Consider the following 19,703-nt stretch of genomic DNA (forward strand, 5'->3'; position numbering starts at 1 on the left):
GTATGCGCCGCGGCGCCGCAACCGGGACAGGGAGGTGTGAAAACGTTCACCACCGGTGGTCCGGGGAGAAGGAGAAGCTGATGTCGATCCGCTGGCGGGACGCGATGGAGCAGGCGCTGTACGGGCCGGACGGCTTCTTCGTCTCCGGTGCCGGCCCCGCCGACCACTTCCGTACGAGCGTGCACGCCTCCCCGGCGTTCGCGGCGGCCCTGCACCGGCTGATCGCCACCGTTGACGCCGCCCTGGACCACCCGGACCCGCTCGCGGTGGTCGATGTCGGAGCGGGGCGGGGCGAGCTACTGCGCACCCTGCACGCCAGCATCGCCGGGGCCACCGACACGTCCCTCGCGCACCGGCTGCGCCTCACCGCCGTCGAACGCGCCCCGCGCCCCGCGGAGCTCCCCGCGGAGATCACCTGGACACCGGAGATCCCCGCGGGCGTCACCGGCCTGCTGCTGGCCACCGAGTGGCTCGACAATGTCCCGCTGGACCTAGCCGTGGCCGCCCCGGCCGGCTGGCGGTACCTCCTGGTGGACCCCGCCACCGGCGAGGAGACGGTCGGCGGCCCGGTCAGCCCGGAAGACGCCGACTGGTTGGCCCGGTGGTGGTCGCCGCCCGCCGACGACGACCCGGGCATCCGCGCCGAGATCGGCCGGACCCGCGACGACGCCTGGGCGGACGCCGTCGGGCGGCTCGACCGGGGGCTGGCGGTCGCCGTGGACTACGGGCACCTCCGGCAAACCCGGCCGGCCGCCGGCACCCTGACCGGCTACCGGAACGGGCGGCAGGTCCCACCGGTACCCGACGGATCGTGCGATGTCACCGCGCACCTCGCCGTGGACTCGGTCGCCGCCGCCGGTACGCGGGTCGCGCAGCTCCCGTACACCCTGGTGGCGCAGCGGACGGCGCTGCGGGCGCTCGGTGCCGACGGCCGTCGTCCACCGCTGGCGCGGGCCAGCACCGACCCCGCGGGATACCTGCGGGCCCTCTCCGCGGCGTCGGCGGTGGCCGAGCTGATCGACCCGGCCGGCCTCGGCGGGCACTGGTGGCTCCTCCAGCCGGCCGGCGTCGCCCTCGACCCACTCGTGGCACCATGACAGGCATGACCACGGACGCCGATCTCCGCGAACTGACCGTCGGCACCGGCGCCGGTGGGGAACAACTCGGCACCGACATGGTGCTCAACATCGGTCCGCAGCACCCCTCGACGCACGGCGTACTCCGGCTGCGGCTGGTGCTCGACGGCGAACGGGTGGTCAGCGCCGAACCGATCATCGGCTACATGCACCGGGGCGCGGAGAAGCTGTTCGAGGTCCGCGACTACCGGCAGATCATCGTGCTGGCGAACCGGCACGACTGGCTCTCCGCGTTCGCCAACGAACTCGGCGTGGTGCTCGCCGTGGAGCGGCTGCTGGGGATGGAGGTTCCGGAGCGGGCCACCTGGCTCCGGATGGCGCTCGCCGAGCTGAACCGGATCCTCAACCACCTGATGTTCCTCGGCTCGTACCCGCTGGAGATCGGGGCGATCACCCCGATGTTCTACGCCTTTCGGGAACGGGAGACGCTCCAGGCGGTGCTCGAGGAGGTCTCCGGCGGGCGGATCCACTACATGTTCAACCGGGTCGGTGGGCTCAAGGAGGAGGTGCCGGCCGGCTGGACCGGGCGGGCCCGGGCGGCCATCGGCGAAGTCCGGCAGAGCCTGCCCGACCTGGACAATCTGATCCGGCGCAACGAGATCTTCCTGGCCCGTACCGTCGGCGTGGGGGTGCTCTCGGCCGCCCAGGCCGCCGCGTTCGGCGCCTCCGGACCGGTCGCCCGCGCCTCCGGCCTCGACCTCGACCTCCGCCGGGACGAGCCCTACCTGGCGTACGACCAGCTCGACGTGCCGGTGGTGACCCGCACCGCGGGTGACTGCCACTCCCGCTTCGAGGTGCTGCTCGACCAGGTGTACGTCTCGCTCGACCTCGCCGAGCAGTGCCTGGACCGGGTGGACCGGCTCACCGGACCGATCAACACCCGGCTGCCGAAGGTCCTCAAGGCGCCCGAGGGGCACACCTACGCCTGGACCGAGAACCCGCTCGGCATCAACGGGTACTACCTGGTGTCCCGGGGCGAGAAGACGCCGTGGCGGCTCAAGCTGCGCACCGCGTCGTACGCCAACGTGCAGGCGCTGGCCACCCTCCTGCCCGGTTGCCTGGTGCCGGACCTGGTCGCCATCCTCGGCTCGATGTTCTTCGTGGTCGGCGACATCGACAAGTGAGTGGGCCGGCTGCGCTTGTTCGGCGTTACCGCGGCTGTCAACGCCACCGGTTGTCCCCGCGGCCGTACTGACCCGGCTCCGGCTGACGCTGCGAATCAGGCTGCCACCGGGGCTCCGGCTGGCGCTGCGAATCGGGCTGCCACCGGGGCTCGGGCTGGTGCTGCGGCTCCGCCGGCCACCGGGGCTCGGGCTGCCGTTGCCGGGGCGACCCCCACTCGGCGGACGGCGGGGGCAGCGCGGATCGTTCCACCGGCTCGGACCACCCGCCCCGCCCGGCGTCGGGACGACCGGGCTCGTCCCGACGGACCGCGGCCCACCGCTGGTCCACCCGGTATTCGGCACCGCCCCGATCCGTACGCACCTGCGCCCGCTGCTCGCCCAGCCGCAGCTCGCGCCCCCGCTCGTCCTCGTGGACGGCGGCCCAGCGGTTTCCGGCCCGCAGCTGCGACCAGTACTCGCCCTCCGCGTCGCCGCCCGCCACAAGCTCCCCGCCATGCTGGTCAACGCCGCCGCGGTCAGACCGCTCACCGTCCCAGCCCGGGCCGTCGGGCTGGTTGGCCCAGCCTTGGTCATCCCACTGCGCCCCGGCCCGAGCAACCTCCGGCGGTTCGCCCTGCCCCCGCTCGTCACGCGCCCGCCCGCCCCCAGACCAGGAGCGGCGCTCCCGGTCTTCGGCCCACGACGGTGTGTCCGGGCCGGACGGCCATCCTCGGTCGTAGTCACCGGCGCCAGCGGGGTTCCGAGCGCCGTCGACCACGGTGTGCCGGGTGACGTGCACCGTCTCGGTGTGTCGCACCACGCCGCGCAGGGGGGCGGCGTGCCGGCCCTCCGGCTCGGCGCCACCGGCGGTGCCGGCGGTGCCGCCATAGGTGCCGGCGGTGCCCCCATAGGTACCGGGGGTGCCCCCATAGGTGCCGGCGGTACCCCCATAGGTGCCGGCGGGCCGCTCGGTGCGGGGCCGCCCAGCGAAGCGGTCGTCGACCCCGTGCTCTCCGGTCGACGGCCGGAACGCAGCGTAGGCCCCGGCCGCCCCGTCCGCCCCGGCCGCGGAGTGGCCGCCCGGAAAGTGGCCCTGAGACGGGGATTCACCGACACGGTTCCGGTCGCGCTCGTGGTCATCCCAGCGGTCAGCCTCCGCAACGGCTTCCCGCCCGGCTGGCGCGTCAACCGGGACCCGTACCCGCTGCGCACCGCCGGGCCCGGCCGGCGCGGCGGCACCAGCGTCAAGCCGGCGGCCCAGCGCCACCACCGCATCCTGGGTGCGCTGGGTCTGGTCGAGTGCCTGATTGCCCCGTTGGGCCGCCGCCACGATCTCACCGTGCAGCTCACGGCGAAGCCGTTCGACCTCGCCCCGCAGCTCCCCGACCCGGGCGCCGCCGTCGGGGCGCAGCGCGATCGAGAGGCCGATCAGCACCACCGCCAGCAGGGCCAGTACGGCGGCGATCCGTAGCAGGCCGTTGCTGTCGGCGACGAGCACCAGCAGCGCCGCCACCGGCGCGCACACCACGCCGACCCGGAACAGTGCCGTGGGTAACCGAGGGCTACGCGGGTCATCGGTCTCGGCCGGGACGGGCATGGCTCTGCAGCCTACCGAGAGTTGTCCCGCGTGGGAACGGCAGCGCAGCTCGCCCTGCCTACCTCGGGGCTCAGCCGGTGGTGAGGGCTCCGTCGGAGGAGAAGACCAGACCCACGCTGACCTCGCCGGTCCGCAGCGCGTTCTTCGTCTGCGGTCCGCCGGCATCGAGCGAGCTGAACGACCCGGCCCGGAAGTCGTAGACCTCGACCAGCCCGGCCTGGCACTTCGGCCGCTGCGGGCACTCCGGCGGACCGGCCAGGACGGTCTCCTGGCCGGAGCACTTCTCGGCCAGCTCGGAGAGCGTCCGTACGCCGTGCTGGTCGGCGAAGGCACTCGTGACGGCGAAGGCGTTCTGGGTCTGGGCCGCGGCCGGCGCGCCAAGGACCAGGTTGGCCTCCGCGCCGAGCGCCTTCAGCGCGGCGACCGTCTCGTCTAGGTCCGGCGAGGAGACCGGCTCGGCGCCCTCGCCGTTCGCCTTGGTGTTGAGGAACTCGGCCAGGGTGGCGGCGTACTCGGGGAAGACCTGGATCTCGCCCTTCTCCAGGGCGGGCTCGTAGAGTTCCCGGCTACCGATCTGCTGCACCTCGACCTGGTAGCCGGCGGCGACCAGCACAATCTTGTAGAGCTCGGCGAGGGTCTCGCTCTCGCTGAAGTTGGCGGCTCCGACTCGGATCGTGCCGCCGGGCCCGGGCGCGATGCCGGCGGCGAGGTCGTGGGCGGTGGCGAACTCGGCCGCCGCGACCGCGGGCGTCTTGCGGTCCTCGTTCACGGCCTTGTTGAGCTGGATCAGCTTCGGCGTGTCCAGTGCGGCGGAGACCTGATCCAGGGCGGCGATGAGCGACGGGGCCGCGGCGTCGGCGTTGACCACGGGGATGATGTTGTCGCTGTTCTGCAGCGACTTGTCGTCGGTCAGCACGACCAGCTCGTCGCCGGCCACCGGGGCGCAGCCTTTCCCCGCCGCCGCGGTCTCGGGCGCGTCCGTGCCGGAGGAACCGGCCTTGCCGCAGCCGGTCAGGAGACCGGCGGTGGTCAGGACGCCGACAGCGCCGATCGCCAAACGTGTGCGTGCGTGCATCTCTGCCCGCCTTCCGTGTCCCGGCACGGCTTCTGCGCCGGCCGCGTGTCCGACGGGCGATCGATGCCCGCGCTCCCACCCAACATCTTCGCGCCGGGGTACGACAAACTCCGGTCATACTTCGTCACCGGATCGTCACCGACTCCCAATCGGGAGCGCCGGATGCCCCCGGCCCCGGGGCCAGGCGCCGGGACGGGAGCCAGGCGCCGGCGCCGGAGTCAGGCGCCGCTGACCGCGGCGGCCGCGCGCCGCCCCGCCCGCCGGCCACGGTTACGCAGCGGTCGCGGGGTGACCAGCCGTTCGACCAGCGCCAACACCAGCTCCACCAGCATCGCGAGCCCCGCCACCAGCAGCCCGCCAGCGAGGATCTGCCCACCGCCGGCGGCGATGTCCAGGCCGAACCCGGCCCGAATGATCTGCCCCAAGCCGCCGCCGTTGACAAAGGAGGCCAGCGCGGCGGTGGCCACGACCTGCACCGCCGCGGTGCGAAACCCCGCCGCCAGGTACGGCACGGCGAGCGGCAGCTCGACCCGGCGCAGTAACTGCCAGCGGGAGAAGCCCATCCCCCGGGCCGCGTCCCGGGCCTCCGGATCCACCGCACGCACCCCGGTGTACGCGTTGGCCAGCAACGGTGGGATCGCGAAGACCGCCAGCGCCACCACCACCGGGGGGCGGCCGAAACCCAGGAAGGTCAACGGCAGGATGGTGAGCAGGGCCAGCGTCGGTACGGCCAGCGTCAGGTTGGCCACCAGCACGACCAACCCGCCGCCGCGCCCGGTGTGCCCGAGCCAGAGCCCGATCGGCCACGCGACCAGGCAGCCAAGGAGCACCGCCGCCGCGGAGATGGCGAGATGTTCACCGGTCCGGTCCAGGATGCCGCCCGGATTGGTCCAGTTCAGCGGGTCGTTGAGCCAGACCACCGCCGCCTCGATCGGCCCGGCCGCCACGGTCATGCCGCGCTCCGGCGACGCAGCCACGGGGTGAGCAGCCGCCCGACACCGGCCAGGGCGAGGTCGAACACCAGGGCGAGCAGGACGCAGAGCAGCGTACCGGTCATGATCTGCGCTTTGTAGAAGTTGTTCTGGAAGCCGGCGAAGATCAACTGGCCGAGCCCGCCCTGCCCCACGACCACCCCCACGGTGACCAGTGCCACCGTCGAGACCGTCGCCAACCGCAGCCCGGTGAGGATGCCCGGCAGGGCCAGCGGCAGATCGATCCGGAACAACCGCCCCCAGCGGCCGTACCCCATGCCCTCCGCCGCCTCCCGCACCTCGGCCGGGACCTGGGTGAGGCCCGCGAGCGCGTTGCGGACAATCACCAACAGCGCGTAGAGCACCACCACGGTGAGCACGGTCGCCACCCCGATCCCCAGGTACGGCGCGAGGAAGGCGAACAACGCCAGCGACGGGATGGTGTAGAGCACACCGGTAACCGCCAGGATCGGCCCGGCCAGCCCGCGGAACCAGTACGCGGCCACGGCCAGCGGCACTGCGATCAGCGTCGCGATGAGCACCGCCCGCAAGGTAAGCGAGGTGTGCTCGCGCAACGCGGCGAGGATCGTGTCAAAGTTGTCCCGCACGTACTGCCAGGAGAACCACGGGTTACCCGGGTCGGCCCGGTAGCTCAGGCGGAAGGACATGTGTGGACGTTACCCCGCGGGGATCCGCTGACGACGAGGCGCGTGCGGCCTCGATCTCCCTCGACGAGATCGGCAAACGCTACCCGGACGGCACCGAGGCGGTCCGCGAGCTGACCCTGGAGGTCGCCGCCGGCGAACTGGTGGTGCTGATCGGCCCCTCCGGCTGCGGCAAATCGACCGTACTCCGGATGGTGAACCGCCTGATCGAACCGACCGACGGCCGGATCCTGCTCGACGGGGCAGACGTCACCCGGGTGGACCCGGTACGGCTGCGCCGCCGCATCGGCTACGTGATCCAGAACGTCGGCCTCTTCCCGCACCAGACCATCAGCGCGAACGTCGCCACCGTGCCGCAGCTGCTCGGCTGGCCCCGGGAGCGCCGCCGGCAACGGGTCACCGAGCTGTTGGAGCTGGTCGGTCTGGACCCGGCCCAGTTCGGCGCCCGCTACCCGCACGAGCTCTCCGGCGGTCAGCGGCAGCGGGTCGGCGTGGCGAGGGCGCTCGCCGCGGACCCGGTGGTCCTGCTGATGGACGAGCCCTTCTCCGCGGTCGACCCGATCGTCCGGACCCGGTTGCAGGAGGAGTTCCTGCGGTTGCAGGCCGAGGTTCGCAAGACCATCGTGCTGGTGACGCACGACCTCGACGAGGCGGTTCGGCTGGGCGACCGGATCGCGGTGCTCTCCGAGGGCGGCCGCTTGGAGCAGTTCGACACCCCGGCCGCCGTGCTCGGCGCACCGGCCACCCCGTTCGTCCGGGAATTCGTCGGTGCCGACCGGGGCATCCGACGCCTGGCCGTCACCCCGGTCACCCGGGAGACAATCGAGCCGGTCCCCGCCGCCCCGATCTCCGCCGAGCTCCCCACGGTGCCACTCGGGTCGTCGGCGTACGACGCGCTGGGGGTCCTGTTGACCACCATGGCGGACCGGGTGGTGGTGACCGACCAGCAGGAGCAACCAGTGGGTGTCCTCACCCGATCTCGCCTGCTCGGCCTGGGCCACGCTGACGACCAGCGCCGGCCGTCCGCTCCCAACGGGGCGGTTACCGCCGTAGATAGTCGATGAAGGCCGCCCGCAGCACCGGCGCCAACTCCTCGTAGCCGTGGCCGGTCAGCTCCCGCCATAGCGCCACCGCCTCGTCGATGGTCGGCCCGACCGAGTTCGGCGCGCCATCCAGGGCGGCGGCCTCGTCGGCATTGGGCAGATGCCGCAGAACTGACCAGAAAAACCGCACGTCACGGCGCTCCCGTGCCACCGCGAACGCCTGCTTGCGCAGTTCCTCGGTGGAGAGTGCGTCCAACTCCTCGAACGACCGGCCGGCGGGGAAGGTCGAAGGTGTGTCGGTCATGCGGCCGAGCCTAACCGTCAAGCTCCCCGCCGACCCGCGAGACGCGGTCAGCACCGACCTGCGTGACACGGGTCAGCACCGACCTGCCTGACGCGCGGTCAACGCCGGCTGGGGTCCCAGTGCCGTCCGGTCCCCCAGTCCGGGAGATCCCACTGATTGGTTGGGCGCTCAGCGGGCGGGGGCGGCAGCGTAGCGGCCCAGTCCGTGAACGGCTCGGGCCGCCGCATGCTCCAATCGGCATGCAGCTGCTCGTCCGGATCGGGGCTGTCGTCAACCGCCTCCCGGTCATCCCGCGCGCCCCCGTACGCCTCGACCATCCGGGTCACCACCAGCCCCACCCCGAGCGCCACCGCCCCGACCGCCCAGCGACTCGCCGTCAGGCCGCTCGCCTCCAGGTCGGTGCGGACGAGCGTGACCAACGCGACGGCGAGCAGGGTGCCCAGGATGCCACCCCGACGGCCGAAGGCACTGGTGCCGGCGAGCAGCGCCGTCCCCACCGCCAGGACGGTCCAGTCCAGCCCCGACCCGACGGCGACCGGACCAGCGGCGGGAGTCCCCAGTAGGGAGCCGGCCAGCACGGCGAGGACGCTGGAGGCGACCAGCGCCCCGCCGGCCACCAGCGGGCCCAGCGCCCCCTGCCGGCGGGCCGGATCGCCAACCGGTCGAAATCGGCCGATCAGCCGACGGATCGGTCGTAACGCGCCGAACAGCCCGCCGAGCACGGTGAGCGCTGCGAACCCGACGAACAGGTAGAACGCGTCGCTCGTCGGGTCGTAGCTACCCTGCGGCAGCACCGGCTCACTTCGCCGCTCGATGTACCCGACCAGCGCCGCGCCAGCGGCGAGGCTGGCCGCCCAAGCGGGGACGTGCAGCACCGTCACCACGAACGCCAGCAGCAGCCCGCCGAGCACCCCGGCGGCGATCGCCGGGCCGAGGGCCGCCACCGCACCCCGGTCCCCCTGCTCGGCCATGTGTAGCGCCGCCGCGACGGCCGCCGGACCGATCGCCAGATTCACCGCCGAGGTACGCAGGCTCAGCCCGGCGGCGAGGGCCAACAACCCGAGGACGGCTCCATCAACGAGCAGTGACCGCAGGCCGTCGCCCCGCAGCGTCTCCGGGTTCTCCCGCCAGAGCAGGTACGCGACCCCGACCGCGCCCACCAGGAGCAGGAGCTCCCAGACGACGTGTACGCCGAGCCGGTCCCCACCGGACTCAACCCGGTCCGGATCCGGCTCAGGGACGACGGTGTCGGCGCTGGGGGAGGCCTCCGAGCTAGCTCGCGCCGATTCGTCGTTCCCCATGCAGCCGCCCCTCCACCTGGCCGTCCGTCCCGGATCCCAACGCGCGAAGCGGTCCGGGGCGGCCGTTACGCTCCGGTGGCAGGCACCGTACCCGGGCGAGAAGCACGGCGGAAGCCCAGGCTCAGCGCTGGCCGGAACGGCCTCCCCGGTCGCCGGGCTCGCGATCTTGGTCGTTCTCCTGCTCGGGAACCCGGCAGGAACGCTCCAACCAGAGCGCGGCGGCCACCAGCGCCAGGGCGGCGAGCAGGCTGCTCCCAGCCACGCTCCGGTCGCTCGCCGCGACCTGGGTGGACTCCACGAACAGCCACCCGGTCAGGCCCGCGTAGCAGCCGACGAAGATCGCCCCCGCCAGCGCGGACGCCTTTGCCAGCACCACGAGGCGGGCAACCAGCAGCGGGTTCACCGGCTCCTTCCCCGGCCGGCGCGCGATCCGGGCCCGGGTGTTCACCGCGGCGTACGCCTCCAGCACGGCGAGCCCGGCCAGGGTGACCACCGGCAGCCAGGGCAGGTCACCGGGGAGGTAGTCGTAGTAGAAGAAGCTGATCAGCAGCCACGCCACCCCGGCGGCGGCGAGGCCGGCGACCACCAGTGTGGAGCCCCGGGTGGGGCCCATCCGGCCGGGGCCCGCGCCGTCCGGAGGTGATGACCTCGACTGCGTCATGCCCGCCGGCTCCGCTGCCTCATGCCGTTGACTCTAGCTCCACTTCAGGGCAGGGGCGCAGCTCCAACGCGTCCGCACCGACCGGCGCCGAGTTCAGCAGGTCGGTCAGCCAGCCGTGGCCCGGCAGCCGCCCGTACGGTTGCAGGTCGAGCCAGGGCCGCAGGACGAAGGCGCGCAGGTGGGCGCGGGGGTGCGGCAGCGTCAGCTCGGGATCGTCCCGGAGCACCGGCGTGCCGTCCTGGCCCCAGACCGCGATGACGTCGACGTCGAGGGTGCGGGGCCCGAAACGCCGGCCCGGATCGCGCTCCCGGCCGGCCGCCCGCTCGGCCGCCTGGGCCCGCGCCAGCCAGTCCTCCGGCGCCGCCGCGTGATCTACCGCCAGCACCACGGCGTTCAGGTACGCGGGCTGGTCGCGGTCACCCCAGGGCGGCGTCTCGTAGACACCGGAGACCAGGAGCACGGACTCACCCAGCGCGGTGACCGCCGACCGCAGGTGGTCGGCCCGGTCGCCGAGGTTGCTACCGAGCGAGAGCAGGGCGCGGGTCACGAGGCGGACCTGGACATGGTGACAGCCACATCGGTGAAGCTACCCGAGATCGGGGCCTGCGGCTTGTGCACCGTCACCGTGGCGGTACGGACCCGGGCGTCGGCCAGGCAGACCGTGAGAAGCCGGTCGGCGAGGGTCTCGATCAGGTTGACCGGCTCCCCGGCCACCACCGCCGCCAGCCGCTCGGCCAACTCCCCGTAGTGGACGGTGTCGGTCACCTCGTCCGAACGGGCGGCCGGGGCGAGGTCCAGCTCCAGCAGCGCGTCCACGACGAAGTCCTGCCCGTGTTCCCGCTCGAAGTCGTACACCCCGTGCCGGCCGTGCACCCGCAGGCCGGTGAGCTCGATCCGGTCGGTCATCGCTGCTCTCCGCTGGTCTGGGCGCCGCCGGCGCCGGCCGGTCCGGTCGAACTGGCGCCGGCGGGACCGGACGATCCGGTGGCGGCCAGCCGGGGCGACCCGGTGGCCCGCCAGACGGCCAGCGCGTCCGCGGTGGCCCGGACGTCGTGCACCCGCACGCCCCAGGCGCCGGCCGCGACCGCGAGCACGCTGGTGGCAACCGTGGCAATCTCCCGGCCCTCGGTCGGCCGCGGCGTGCCGTCAACGGCGAGCAGCGCACCCAAGTGGGACTTGCGGCTGGCGGCGAAGAGCAGCGGGTAGCCGAGCGCCAGCAGCTCCGGCAGCCGCGCACTCAGCTCCCAGTTGTGGGCGGCGGTCTTCGCGAAGCCGAGCCCCGGGTCGATGACGATGCGGTCGGCCGCCACCCCGGCAGCGAGGGCCGCCTCGACCCGCTGCGCCAGCTCGGCCTTGACGTCGGCGACGACGTCGCCGTAGCGGGCCAGCTCCCGCATCTCGCGGGAGTGCCCCCGCCAGTGCATGAGCACCCAGGGGCAGCCGGCGTCCCGAACCACCCGGGCCATGTCCGGGTCGGCGAGCCCACCGGAGACATCGTTGACCACCTGCGCCCCGGCGGCGAGCGCCAGCTCCGCCACCCGGGCCCGGGTGGTGTCGATGCTGACCGGCACGCCGGCGGCGGCCAGCTCGCGGATCACCGGCCGCACCCGGTCCGCCTCGGTCTCGGCCGCCACCCGGTCCGCCCCGGGTCGGGTGGACTCGCCACCCACGTCCACCAGGTGGGCACCGTCGTCGCGCAGCCGCACGCCGTGTGCGATGGCGGCATCGAGATCGGCGTAGCGTCCGCCGTCGGAGAAGGAGTCCGGGGTGACGTTCAGGATGCCCATCACCACCGGGGACGCGGCCTGCACCAGATCGGTCACAAGGAGACCGTACCGGTCCTCGTTGGCGCTCCCGCGCCACCCGGCCCGGGGGCGCTGACATGCGGTTCGGTGCAGGTGTGGGGTCGGACGACAGAGTCGGATCGGGGTCATTCTTCGTGGCTTGTCGCAGACAGTGGGTGGCCGTACGCTTTGGAATTGCCGAGCATCGAGGTGGCGAAGCCTGGAGGGAGGGGCCGAAGCGGGAAAATCCGCCCAGGACCCGCCCGCTCGTGGTGGGTGACGACCGCAGCGGCCTAGCCGCAACGTGAGCACCGTTCCCGCCCGGCATGCCTGCTGCACCGCCGCGGCGCCGCCGGCCGCGAAATGGGGAGGTTTTCCAGTGATCGCCATCGAGCTGACGGAGGCGGCATCGTCCGCCGCCCACGCGCTCGCCGCCCTGAGCTCGACACCGCTCGCCGAGCCCGCACCCAGCGGTATCGCCACCGACAACATCGTCGCCTTCTTCGCAAGCAAGATCGCCCCGATCCTGTTGGCCGTGCTGGGCGTCATCTTCATCGGGCGGGCGAGCCGGGGCGAGATCTCCAAGGTCTTGACGAGCTCGGCCATCGCGATCGTCGGCCTGGCCTTCATCGCCGGGGCCGCCACCCTCTTCTTCGTCGGCGACTACCTGATCAGCCTGATCTTCGAATAGGCGCGGGCACAAGCATGCGGCTGCGCACCGACGACGACATCTACCGGGCTCGTCTGGTCTACCTCGGGCCCCCCGGCTACACCCTCCCGGTCCACCTCCCGTACGCCCAGTACGGGCTCTTCATGCTGCTCGTTCCCCTCTACATGTTCGTCCACTGGTTGTTCACGCTGCAGGTCGAGCTCTTCCCGGCGTGGGAGATCGCCCTCGCGATCGTGACCACCTCGTTCGTCTTCCGGTACGTCGACCCGGATCGGCCCGCGCGCATGGTGATCCACACCGCGCTGACCGACTGGCGACGCACCCGGGAGCCGGCCGCCGAGCAACGCGACCCCCGCCTGGTCGGCAGCCGGATCAGGATCCGAGAGGAACTGGCATGACCGGGCAGTGCAACGACGCGGGTGAGGCGGTCGCATGAGTTCCCACTACGCGCCGGGGTCTCCGGCTGGGCAACCGGCCGCAACCCCAGGTGACGCAGCGCAGCCTGCTGGCTACGTCACGGAGTTCGATGAGGCCTGGCCCGACTCCGCCCGGTCCACCTCCCCGGGCCACGGTGGGGTCGGTGTCTTCCCGGCGCACCGCCCACTGCACCAGCGGACGCCCACCGAGCCGCCGCCGGCCGCCGGCACCGACATCGACTCCCCCTTCCTCGACCTGTTCGGCGCGACGCGCCCGGCCCGGTCCACGTCGGTCGGATCAGCGGCGCGCGAACAGCAGCCGCAGCCGACCATCCCGCAGCAGTTCGGCGCCGCGGATCCCCGCTCCGCTCCGGCCGCTCCCGGGGCCCTGGCCGCACCGGCCACTCCCGCCGCACCGACTGAAGTGGAGCGGTCGTCCGCCGGGCCGGCCCGGCGCTCCACCCGAGTACCGCACCAGGTCGGCGAGCGGCTCGCCCGGCCGGAGACCGAAGAGGCGGCCCCACCGGCTGCCGAGGTGCGGCCGCGGCCAGCCGAGGTGACACCGCGGCGTCGCCTCGACGAGCGGTCGGAGCCGGACGCCCCGGACGTACCCCCGTCCGAACAACGCTCCACCAACCGGCGGGACCGCGCCGCCAAACCCGACCGTCGAGACCGCGCCACCAAACCCGACCGTCGGGACCGCGCCACCAAACCCGACCGTCGGGATCGCGCCACCAAGCCGGCACGAATCCGGCCGCCGAAGATCAATTTCAAGGACCGGGACCCGTCGGTGGAGCTGGCCATCACCGAAATCGCCGGCCACCTGACCTTCACCCCCAACACGGTCACCGCCTGGTACTGGCTACCCGAGGTGCGCTGGGCCTTCCGCCCCGACGCCGAGCGGGAGGCACTACTCGCGGCGATCTCCGAGCAGTACGCCGGGCTGGCCGGCTTCCGCCTGCACCTGCGACGCACCACCCGCCCCTTCCCGGCCGACGAGTGGGCCCGCACCATCGACACCCACACCCGGGCACCGCTCCCCGACGTCCCGGGGACCCCGACCTGGGCAGATCACCTGGTCGCCGCGCAACGACACCTGCTCTCGGTCAACCACGCCGAGGGACAGACGTACCTGGGGGTGACCTTCGCCCGACGCTCCCTGGGCGACTCGCTGGTGGAGCGGGTCCGACGCAGCTTCGGTCGCGGCGTCGCCGAGGGCGAACGGCGCAAGCTCAGTCGTACCGTCGAGCAGTTCGACGAGGTGCTGGGCGCCTTCGGAATGCGCGGACGCCGGGTCACCACACCGGAACTGGAGTGGCTCCTCTACCGCTCAGTAGCGCTCTGCATGGCCCCACCCGGGCGGCTCTCCCCGGTCACCGACGGGCACTGGGAACGCGGCGACCTGCTCGCCCTGACCGAGCAGGTGGAGCGGTACCGCACCCCGTACGGGTCCACGGTCAAGCTGGTCAACCGGATGACCGGGGAGGAGGGGCACGTCGCCGTCCTCGCCGTGGGCCGGATGGAGCCACTGGAGATCCCGGAACGACACGAGCCCTGGCTGCACTTTCACGAGCGGCTGCCCTGGCCGATGGAGCTGTCCAGCCGGGTCGACATCCTCGGCTCCGGCGACTCCTTCCGCAACCTGGAGCACCGGCTGCGGATGATCCGCTCCCAGCAGCTCGACTACGCCGAACACGGCATCGACGCCCCGCCAGAGTTGGAGCGCCTCGCGGAGCGGGCCCTGGTCATCGGTGACGAGATGACCACCGGGCTGCCGGTCGAATCGGCCCGCGCGCACGGCTGGCACCGACTCGCCGTCGGCGGCCGGACCCGAGAGGAGTGCCTGGAACGCGCCCGCCGGCTGATCCAGCTCTACTCCCGAGAGCTGCGGGTCTCGCTCCAGCACCCAAAGAACCAGGACTGGCTGGCCCGCGAGTTCATCCCCGGGGAGCCGATCGCCAACACCGGCTACGTCCGCCGGATGCCGGTCAACCTCTTCGCCGCCGCGCTCCCGCAGGCCGCCTCGACCGTCGGCGACCGCCGGGGCGACCTGATCGGGCGTACCGCCGGCACCTGCCGCCGGCCGGTCTTCCTCGACCTGCACTTCCCGATGGAGGTCCGGGAACGCTCCGGGCTCGGGGTCTTCGTGGCCGAGCCCGGCGGCGGTAAGTCCACCCTGCTCGGCGCCCTCGGCTACCTGGCCGCCCGCCGCGGGGTGCAGGTAACGCTGCTCGACCCCTCCGGCCCGCTCGCCCGGCTCTGCGCCATGCCGGAGCTGGCCCCGTACGCGCGGGTGCTGAACCTGACCGGTTCCGAACCCGGCACCCTCGCCCCGTACTCGCTGATCCCCACCCCGCTACGCAGTGAGTTCAGCGCCGGTGACGCGGGCGACCGGGAGTTCGAGATCGCCGTCTCCAACGCCCGGGCCGAACGCCGGATGCTGGTCCAGGACATCTGCATGATGCTGGTGCCGCCGCAGGTCGCGCGGGAGGCCTCCACCGCCACGCTCTTCCGGCACGCCGTACGCCAGGTTCCGGCGGAGGAGACGGCCACCCTGGACGATGTGGTCGCCACCCTGGGCAAGCTCGACGACGACGCCGGCCGGGAACTGGCCAACCTCCTGCTGGACACCGCCGAGATGCCGTTGGCCATGCTCTTCTTCGGTCGCCCCCCGGAGGGGCTGCTCGGGCCGGACGCCACCCTCACCGTGATCACGATGGCCGGCCTCCGCCTCCCCGACCTCAAGATCGAGCGAGAGTACTGGTCGGCGGAGGAGGCGCTCGCCCTGCCCATGCTGCACACCGCGCACCGGCTCGCCGTCCGCCGCTGCTACGGCGGCTCGATGTCCTCGCGCAAGCTGGTCGGGCTGGACGAGGCGCACTTCATGGAGGGCTGGCGGTCGGGGCGGTCGTTCCTGGTGCGGCTGGCCCGGGACTCCCGCAAGTGGAACCTGGCCGCGCTGGTCGCCTCGCAGAACCCGAAGGACATCCTGGGCCTCGACGTACAGAACCTGGTCTCTACGGTCTTCGTCGGGCGGATCGCCGAGGACGAGGAGATCGCCTCCGAGGCGCTGCGCCTGCTGCGGGTCCCGGTCAACGACGGGTACGAGGCCACCCTCGCTTCCCTCTCCGCCGCCGACAGCACCTCCGCCGCCCGCCTCGGCTACCGCGAGTTCGTCATGCGCGACGTTGACGGGCGGGTGCAGAAGGTACGAGTCGACGTCTCGTACGTCGATGGGCTGCTCGACCACCTCGACACCACACCCGCGGCGGTCGCTGCCGCAGCGGGTGTACTACCCGTCGTAGCCGACCTGGAGGCGTGAGATGGCCGGGGCCCGGGCTCGGACGGTGGCGCTGTTGCTGGCCCTCGGCGTCCTCGCCGGGGCCACGGTCAGCTGGCCGGGGGTCGGCGCGGCGGCGGCACCGGCCCCGGAGCTGTCCACGCAGGCCCCGGCCAGCCCCTGCACCGTCGAGCAGTGGCAGGCCGACTTCCGCTCCTGTGTCTCCCGGCTCAGCGAGGTCGCTGAGGACGAGGTCACCTGCCGCAACGCCCCGACGCCGACGGCGCCGGACTCCGGCCTCGCCGGCTGGTTCGCGGCCCGCCCGGACTCCGCGAAGGAGCCCGGCCCGAAAGGGTTCTACAGCGACTACGGCTACGCCGGCTACGGCTACACCACCTACGACATCGACACCGGCTGCGCCACCGCCGTGCTGCACCCGGACTACAAGTTCACCAACACGGTCGCCAACGGCGAATTCATGATCGCCACTGCGATCATCGGTGCCTCGAACGCGCTGCGGGAGCGGGCCTGGGATCCGCGGTCGATGTGGGGCTGGGCCGATCCGCTGGTGGAGCAGGCGACCACGGCGGTCTACCAGAAGGTGTTCAGCGTCTTCGGGATCGTCACCCTCGGCGTGGTCGGGCTCTATCTGCTCTGGCGATCCCGCCAGTCGGACATGAGCAACGCCATAACGACCGCCGGCTGGGCACTGCTCGTGATGGTGGCGGTGACCGCGCTGGCCGCCTGGCCGGTGAAGTCCGCCAACGTCGCCGACGGCACCCTGGTCACCACGCTGGGGGTGGTCCACGACGCGGTCGGACCAACCACCAGGGATGCCCCGCCGGACCAGTGCCCGGTCCCGAATCCGGATGCCTGTGTCGACAAGCGCCCGCCGGCGGTGCGGGCGAGCGACACGGCCACCGAGACGATGCTCTACCGCAACTGGCTGCGCGGGGTGCTGGGCTCGGCCGACAGTGAGACCGCGCAGAAGTACGGGCCGGCGCTCTACGACGCGAAGTCCTTCTCCTGGGGGGAGACCGAGAAGCTGCGGGAGTTCCCCGCCACCCGGGAGGCCACCGTCCGGGCCAAGCAACAGCAGTGGGCGCGGGTCGCCCAGCAGATCAAGCAGGAGGATCCGGAGGCGTACGAGTACCTGCAGGGAATCCGGGACATGGACCGGGTCGGTGCCGGCTTCATCGCGGTGCTCGCCGCGCTGCTCTTCGCGATGTTTGATCTCACCGCGTCGGTGCTGGTGCTGCTGGGCTTCCTGCTCTTCCGCTGGGCGGTGATCGCCGCGCCGATCCTCGGCACCGTCGGCCTGCTCCGACCGGCGAGCGCCGGGCTGCGCCGGCTGGGTAACGCCGTGGTCGCGGCGGTCTTCAACATCGCCATCTTCGGCACCGGCGCCGCGATCTACCTCTTCGCCGTGGACCTCATCATGAGCACGCCGACCCTGCCCGGCTGGCTCCAGGTGGTGCTGGTCTGGCTCTGCGGCGTGGTCGGTTGGCTGCTGCTGCGCCCCTACCGGCGGGTCACCCAGCTCGGCGGCAAGGGCGGTGGCGAGTCGGGCGGCTCGGCTGGCTCCTGGCACCGCCGGTTCTTCCGGGACATGCGCACGGCGTCCCGCCTCGACGCGGAGCCGCGTGGGGCCGGCGAGCCGAGCTCGGGTCGCCGCGGCGCGGTGGTGGCGACGCAGAGCAGGCTCCGGCCGGAGGCCCGCCACGAGGAGCTGGCGCCCGCGACCGAGGGTGGGGCCCGGCCGGAGCGCCGCGAGCGGCCGGACGGGGCGCCGACGGCCGGGGAGCGCGGCTCCCCGGACCGCGCCACCCCCGCACCGCGGCAACGGCGGACGCCGGCCAGCTGGACCGAGCCGGAGGGCCCGCCGGAGAGCCCCTCGTTCGTCATCTACCGGCCCGGTGCGACGAAGCCCGCGCCGGAACGGAGCACCCCCCGGGTCCGCTCCGAGGCCCGGTGATCGCGGTGCGGCGGGCGGTCGAACAGCTCCTCACCCGGGTGTTCCGGTCCCGGGTGGGGATCGCGCTGGCGCTCGCCGTGGTGGTGGTGGGCATCATCGGCACCACCCGGCTGGTCGTCGGGGCGGGGGAGCCGGGGAGCGGTCTCAGCAACCGCCCGGAGCAGCCAATCACCACGGTGCACCCGACGACCGGCGACGACGGGCTGATCGGCACGCGCTCCCCCACGCCGGTGACCCGGCCCGGGGAGGCGACACCGGAGCAGGTCGCTGACCAGTTCGTCACCGCCTGGCGGGGGCAGCCCGGAATCACCGCCGAGCGCTGGCACGCCGGGCTGCGCCCCCTAACCACCCCAACGTTGGCCGAGCAGCTCGCCGACGTGGACCCGGTCGATGTCCCGACCGGCGAGGTGGCGGGCGCCCCGACGGTCACGGCCCGGTCGGACGCGGTCGTCGAGGCACGGGTGCCTTTCAACACCGGCGAGCTCCGGCTGGAGTTGGTGGCGCCGGACGGCCGGTGGCGGGTGGACGCGGTGGACTGGGAGCAGGAATGAGCAGAGCAGCCGAGCCGAAACGCCGTCCGCTGCGCGTCGGGGCGCTGGCCTTCGCGCTCACCGCGACGCTGACCCTGCTCTGCTGCGCCGGCGGCGCGGGCGCCTTCTTCCTCACCGGGCTCGGCGGCGATGACCGGCTCCAGCTCACCAACCAGGAGTGCACCGATGACTTCGGGGTCGAGGTCACCGGGCCGATGCCGCAGATGTCGCAGTACGGTGAGCTCGAGCTCCGCAACGCCGCGCGGATCATCCAGGTCGGGCAGGAGTTGCAGGTGCCGCCCCGCGGGTGGGTGATCGCCGTGGCGACCGCGATGCAGGAGTCCGGGCTGCGCAATCTCGCCAACCCCACGGTCCCCGGGTCGGAGCAGCTTCCCAACGAGGGCGTCGGCTCGGACCACGACTCGGTGGGCCTGTTCCAGCAGCGGGAAGGCTGGGGCTCGGTCCAGGAGCGGATGACGCCGGAGTACGCGGCCCGCAAGTTCTACGAGAAGCTGCTGAAGGTCCCCGGCTGGCAGCAGCTGCCGCTGACCCGGGCCGCGCAGGCCGTGCAGATCAGCGCCTTCCCGGACGCCTACGCGAAGCATGAGCCGCTGGCGTCGGAGATCGTCAACTCGCTGGCCGGCGGCGCGGCCCGGACCGTGCCGGTCAACGGCGGGCACGTCTGCGACGCCGCCGAGGATGGCCGGATCTCCGCCTCCGGCTGGACCGCTCCGATCCCCGGTGACGTCGGCTCCGGCTTCCGCACCCAGGATCGGCCGGCGCACCACGGGGTGGATATCGCCGCACCGAAGGGCTTCCCGATCCGCGCCGCCGCCAGCGGGCGGGTCCTGGTCGCCCGCTGCGACCCGGACCGGGCCGGGGAGCTGAGCTGCGACGTGGACGGCTGGCCGGGCAAGGGCGGCTGTGGCTGGTTCGTCGACATCGAACACCCCGGGCCCGGGAAGATCATTACCCGCTACTGTCACCTGGCGGAGAAGCCCAAGGTCGGCGCGGGCGATTCGGTGGGCGCCGGGGAGGAGATCGGGGTGATCGGCAGCAGCGGCAACTCCTCCGGCCCGCACCTGCACTTCGAGGTGCACACCGATGGTGACCGGAGCAGCGACGGCGCGATCGACCCGGTGGGCTTCATGCGGGAGCAGGGCGCGCCGCTGCGAAGCGTGGAGTGAGGAAC

At 72.9% G+C, this 19,703-nt stretch carries 19 protein-coding genes; 9 read left to right on the plus strand and 10 right to left on the minus strand.

The annotated features are described in order from the left end of the window. Positions 1 to 80 precede the first annotated feature (80 nt). Together SALPAC2_RS0115030 and SALPAC2_RS0115035 are read left to right on the plus strand one after the other, a co-directional pair. On the plus strand, positions 81 to 1,097 hold the full coding sequence (locus tag SALPAC2_RS0115030) for an SAM-dependent methyltransferase (protein ID WP_018217464.1): 1,017 nt from the start codon (positions 81 to 83) through the stop codon (positions 1,095 to 1,097). Continuing rightward, the gene (locus tag SALPAC2_RS0115035; RefSeq protein WP_188115886.1) at positions 1,094 to 2,260 is read left to right on the plus strand and encodes an NADH-quinone oxidoreductase subunit D; all 1,167 of its coding nucleotides are present in this window, start codon (positions 1,094 to 1,096) and stop codon (positions 2,258 to 2,260) included. The genes SALPAC2_RS0115030 and SALPAC2_RS0115035 overlap by 4 nt, the downstream gene beginning before the upstream one ends. 37 nt (positions 2,261 to 2,297) lie before the next feature. Here SALPAC2_RS0115035 and SALPAC2_RS0115040 read toward each other — a convergent pair whose 3' ends face one another. The 4 genes from SALPAC2_RS0115040 to SALPAC2_RS0115055 form a co-directional block, all read right to left on the minus strand. After that, entirely contained in the window at positions 2,298 to 3,836 is a 1,539-nt protein-coding gene (locus SALPAC2_RS0115040; protein ID WP_020493364.1) for a hypothetical protein, read from the minus strand. 70 nt (positions 3,837 to 3,906) lie between these two features. Beyond that, the gene (locus SALPAC2_RS0115045) at positions 3,907 to 4,911 is read right to left on the minus strand and encodes a glycine betaine ABC transporter substrate-binding protein (protein ID WP_018217466.1); all 1,005 of its coding nucleotides are present in this window, start codon (positions 4,909 to 4,911) and stop codon (positions 3,907 to 3,909) included. Positions 4,912 to 5,129: 218 nt separating this feature from the next. Next, the gene (locus SALPAC2_RS0115050; protein WP_033661853.1) at positions 5,130 to 5,864 is read right to left on the minus strand and encodes an ABC transporter permease; all 735 of its coding nucleotides are present in this window, start codon (positions 5,862 to 5,864) and stop codon (positions 5,130 to 5,132) included. Then, positions 5,861 to 6,550 (minus strand): ABC transporter permease, encoded by a 690-nt coding sequence (locus SALPAC2_RS0115055; protein ID WP_018217468.1) that lies wholly within the window; start codon positions 6,548 to 6,550, stop codon positions 5,861 to 5,863. The genes SALPAC2_RS0115050 and SALPAC2_RS0115055 overlap by 4 nt, the downstream gene beginning before the upstream one ends. Before the next feature lie 2 nt (positions 6,551 to 6,552). Between SALPAC2_RS0115055 and SALPAC2_RS0115060 the strand changes: the two genes are divergently transcribed. Beyond that, the gene (locus SALPAC2_RS0115060; RefSeq protein WP_018217469.1) at positions 6,553 to 7,611 is read left to right on the plus strand and encodes an ABC transporter ATP-binding protein; all 1,059 of its coding nucleotides are present in this window, start codon (positions 6,553 to 6,555) and stop codon (positions 7,609 to 7,611) included. On the opposite strand, the gene SALPAC2_RS0115065 is transcribed toward SALPAC2_RS0115060, so the two are convergent. The 6 genes from SALPAC2_RS0115065 to folP form a co-directional block, all read right to left on the minus strand. Further along, complete coding sequence (locus SALPAC2_RS0115065) at positions 7,589 to 7,894, minus strand: hypothetical protein (RefSeq protein ID WP_018217470.1); 306 nt, start codon at positions 7,892 to 7,894, stop codon at positions 7,589 to 7,591. The two genes, SALPAC2_RS0115060 and SALPAC2_RS0115065, sit on opposite strands and share 23 nt — an antisense overlap. 98 nt (positions 7,895 to 7,992) lie before the next feature. After that, the gene (locus tag SALPAC2_RS0115070; protein WP_018217471.1) at positions 7,993 to 9,195 is read right to left on the minus strand and encodes an ABC transporter permease; all 1,203 of its coding nucleotides are present in this window, start codon (positions 9,193 to 9,195) and stop codon (positions 7,993 to 7,995) included. 121 nt (positions 9,196 to 9,316) lie between these two features. Continuing rightward, positions 9,317 to 9,808, minus strand: a complete 492-nt coding sequence (locus SALPAC2_RS0115075) for a DUF3180 domain-containing protein (RefSeq protein ID WP_018217472.1) — start codon at positions 9,806 to 9,808, stop codon at positions 9,317 to 9,319. Between the two features lie 67 nt (positions 9,809 to 9,875). Beyond that, positions 9,876 to 10,403 (minus strand): 2-amino-4-hydroxy-6-hydroxymethyldihydropteridine diphosphokinase, encoded by a 528-nt coding sequence (folK, locus tag SALPAC2_RS0115080; RefSeq protein WP_018217473.1) that lies wholly within the window; start codon positions 10,401 to 10,403, stop codon positions 9,876 to 9,878. After that, the gene (gene folB / locus SALPAC2_RS0115085; protein ID WP_018217474.1) at positions 10,400 to 10,762 is read right to left on the minus strand and encodes a dihydroneopterin aldolase; all 363 of its coding nucleotides are present in this window, start codon (positions 10,760 to 10,762) and stop codon (positions 10,400 to 10,402) included. Before folB ends, folK begins: the two co-directional genes overlap by 4 nt. Continuing rightward, a complete protein-coding gene (folP, locus tag SALPAC2_RS0115090; RefSeq protein ID WP_018217475.1) occupies positions 10,759 to 11,679 on the minus strand; it encodes a dihydropteroate synthase in 921 nt (306 codons plus the stop codon). Before folP ends, folB begins: the two co-directional genes overlap by 4 nt. Before the next feature lie 340 nt (positions 11,680 to 12,019). Here folP and SALPAC2_RS0115095 point away from each other — a divergent pair, with 340 nt between their 5' ends. Genes SALPAC2_RS0115095 through SALPAC2_RS0115120 form a run of 6 tightly spaced genes read left to right on the plus strand, consistent with a single transcriptional unit; the run spans position 12,020 to position 19,698 of the window. After that, complete coding sequence (locus SALPAC2_RS0115095; protein WP_018217476.1) at positions 12,020 to 12,331, plus strand: hypothetical protein; 312 nt, start codon at positions 12,020 to 12,022, stop codon at positions 12,329 to 12,331. 14 nt (positions 12,332 to 12,345) lie between these two features. After that, on the plus strand, positions 12,346 to 12,708 hold the full coding sequence (locus SALPAC2_RS0115100; protein ID WP_018217477.1) for a hypothetical protein: 363 nt from the start codon (positions 12,346 to 12,348) through the stop codon (positions 12,706 to 12,708). Between the two features lie 34 nt (positions 12,709 to 12,742). Then, the gene (locus SALPAC2_RS0115105) at positions 12,743 to 16,048 is read left to right on the plus strand and encodes an ATP-binding protein (protein ID WP_018217478.1); all 3,306 of its coding nucleotides are present in this window, start codon (positions 12,743 to 12,745) and stop codon (positions 16,046 to 16,048) included. Between the two features lies 1 nt (position 16,049). Further along, the gene (locus tag SALPAC2_RS0115110; RefSeq protein ID WP_018217479.1) at positions 16,050 to 17,981 is read left to right on the plus strand and encodes a hypothetical protein; all 1,932 of its coding nucleotides are present in this window, start codon (positions 16,050 to 16,052) and stop codon (positions 17,979 to 17,981) included. Continuing rightward, positions 17,978 to 18,532 (plus strand): hypothetical protein, encoded by a 555-nt coding sequence (locus SALPAC2_RS0115115; RefSeq protein ID WP_018217480.1) that lies wholly within the window; start codon positions 17,978 to 17,980, stop codon positions 18,530 to 18,532. The genes SALPAC2_RS0115110 and SALPAC2_RS0115115 overlap by 4 nt, the downstream gene beginning before the upstream one ends. Then, positions 18,529 to 19,698: a M23 family metallopeptidase gene (locus tag SALPAC2_RS0115120; protein WP_018217481.1), complete on the plus strand. Its 1,170-nt coding sequence runs from the start codon at positions 18,529 to 18,531 to the stop codon at positions 19,696 to 19,698. The genes SALPAC2_RS0115115 and SALPAC2_RS0115120 overlap by 4 nt, the downstream gene beginning before the upstream one ends. Positions 19,699 to 19,703 lie beyond the last annotated feature (5 nt).

Source organism: Salinispora vitiensis (assembly GCF_000378825.1).
In the GTDB taxonomy this organism is placed as follows: Bacteria; Actinomycetota; Actinomycetes; order Mycobacteriales; family Micromonosporaceae; genus Micromonospora; species Micromonospora vitiensis.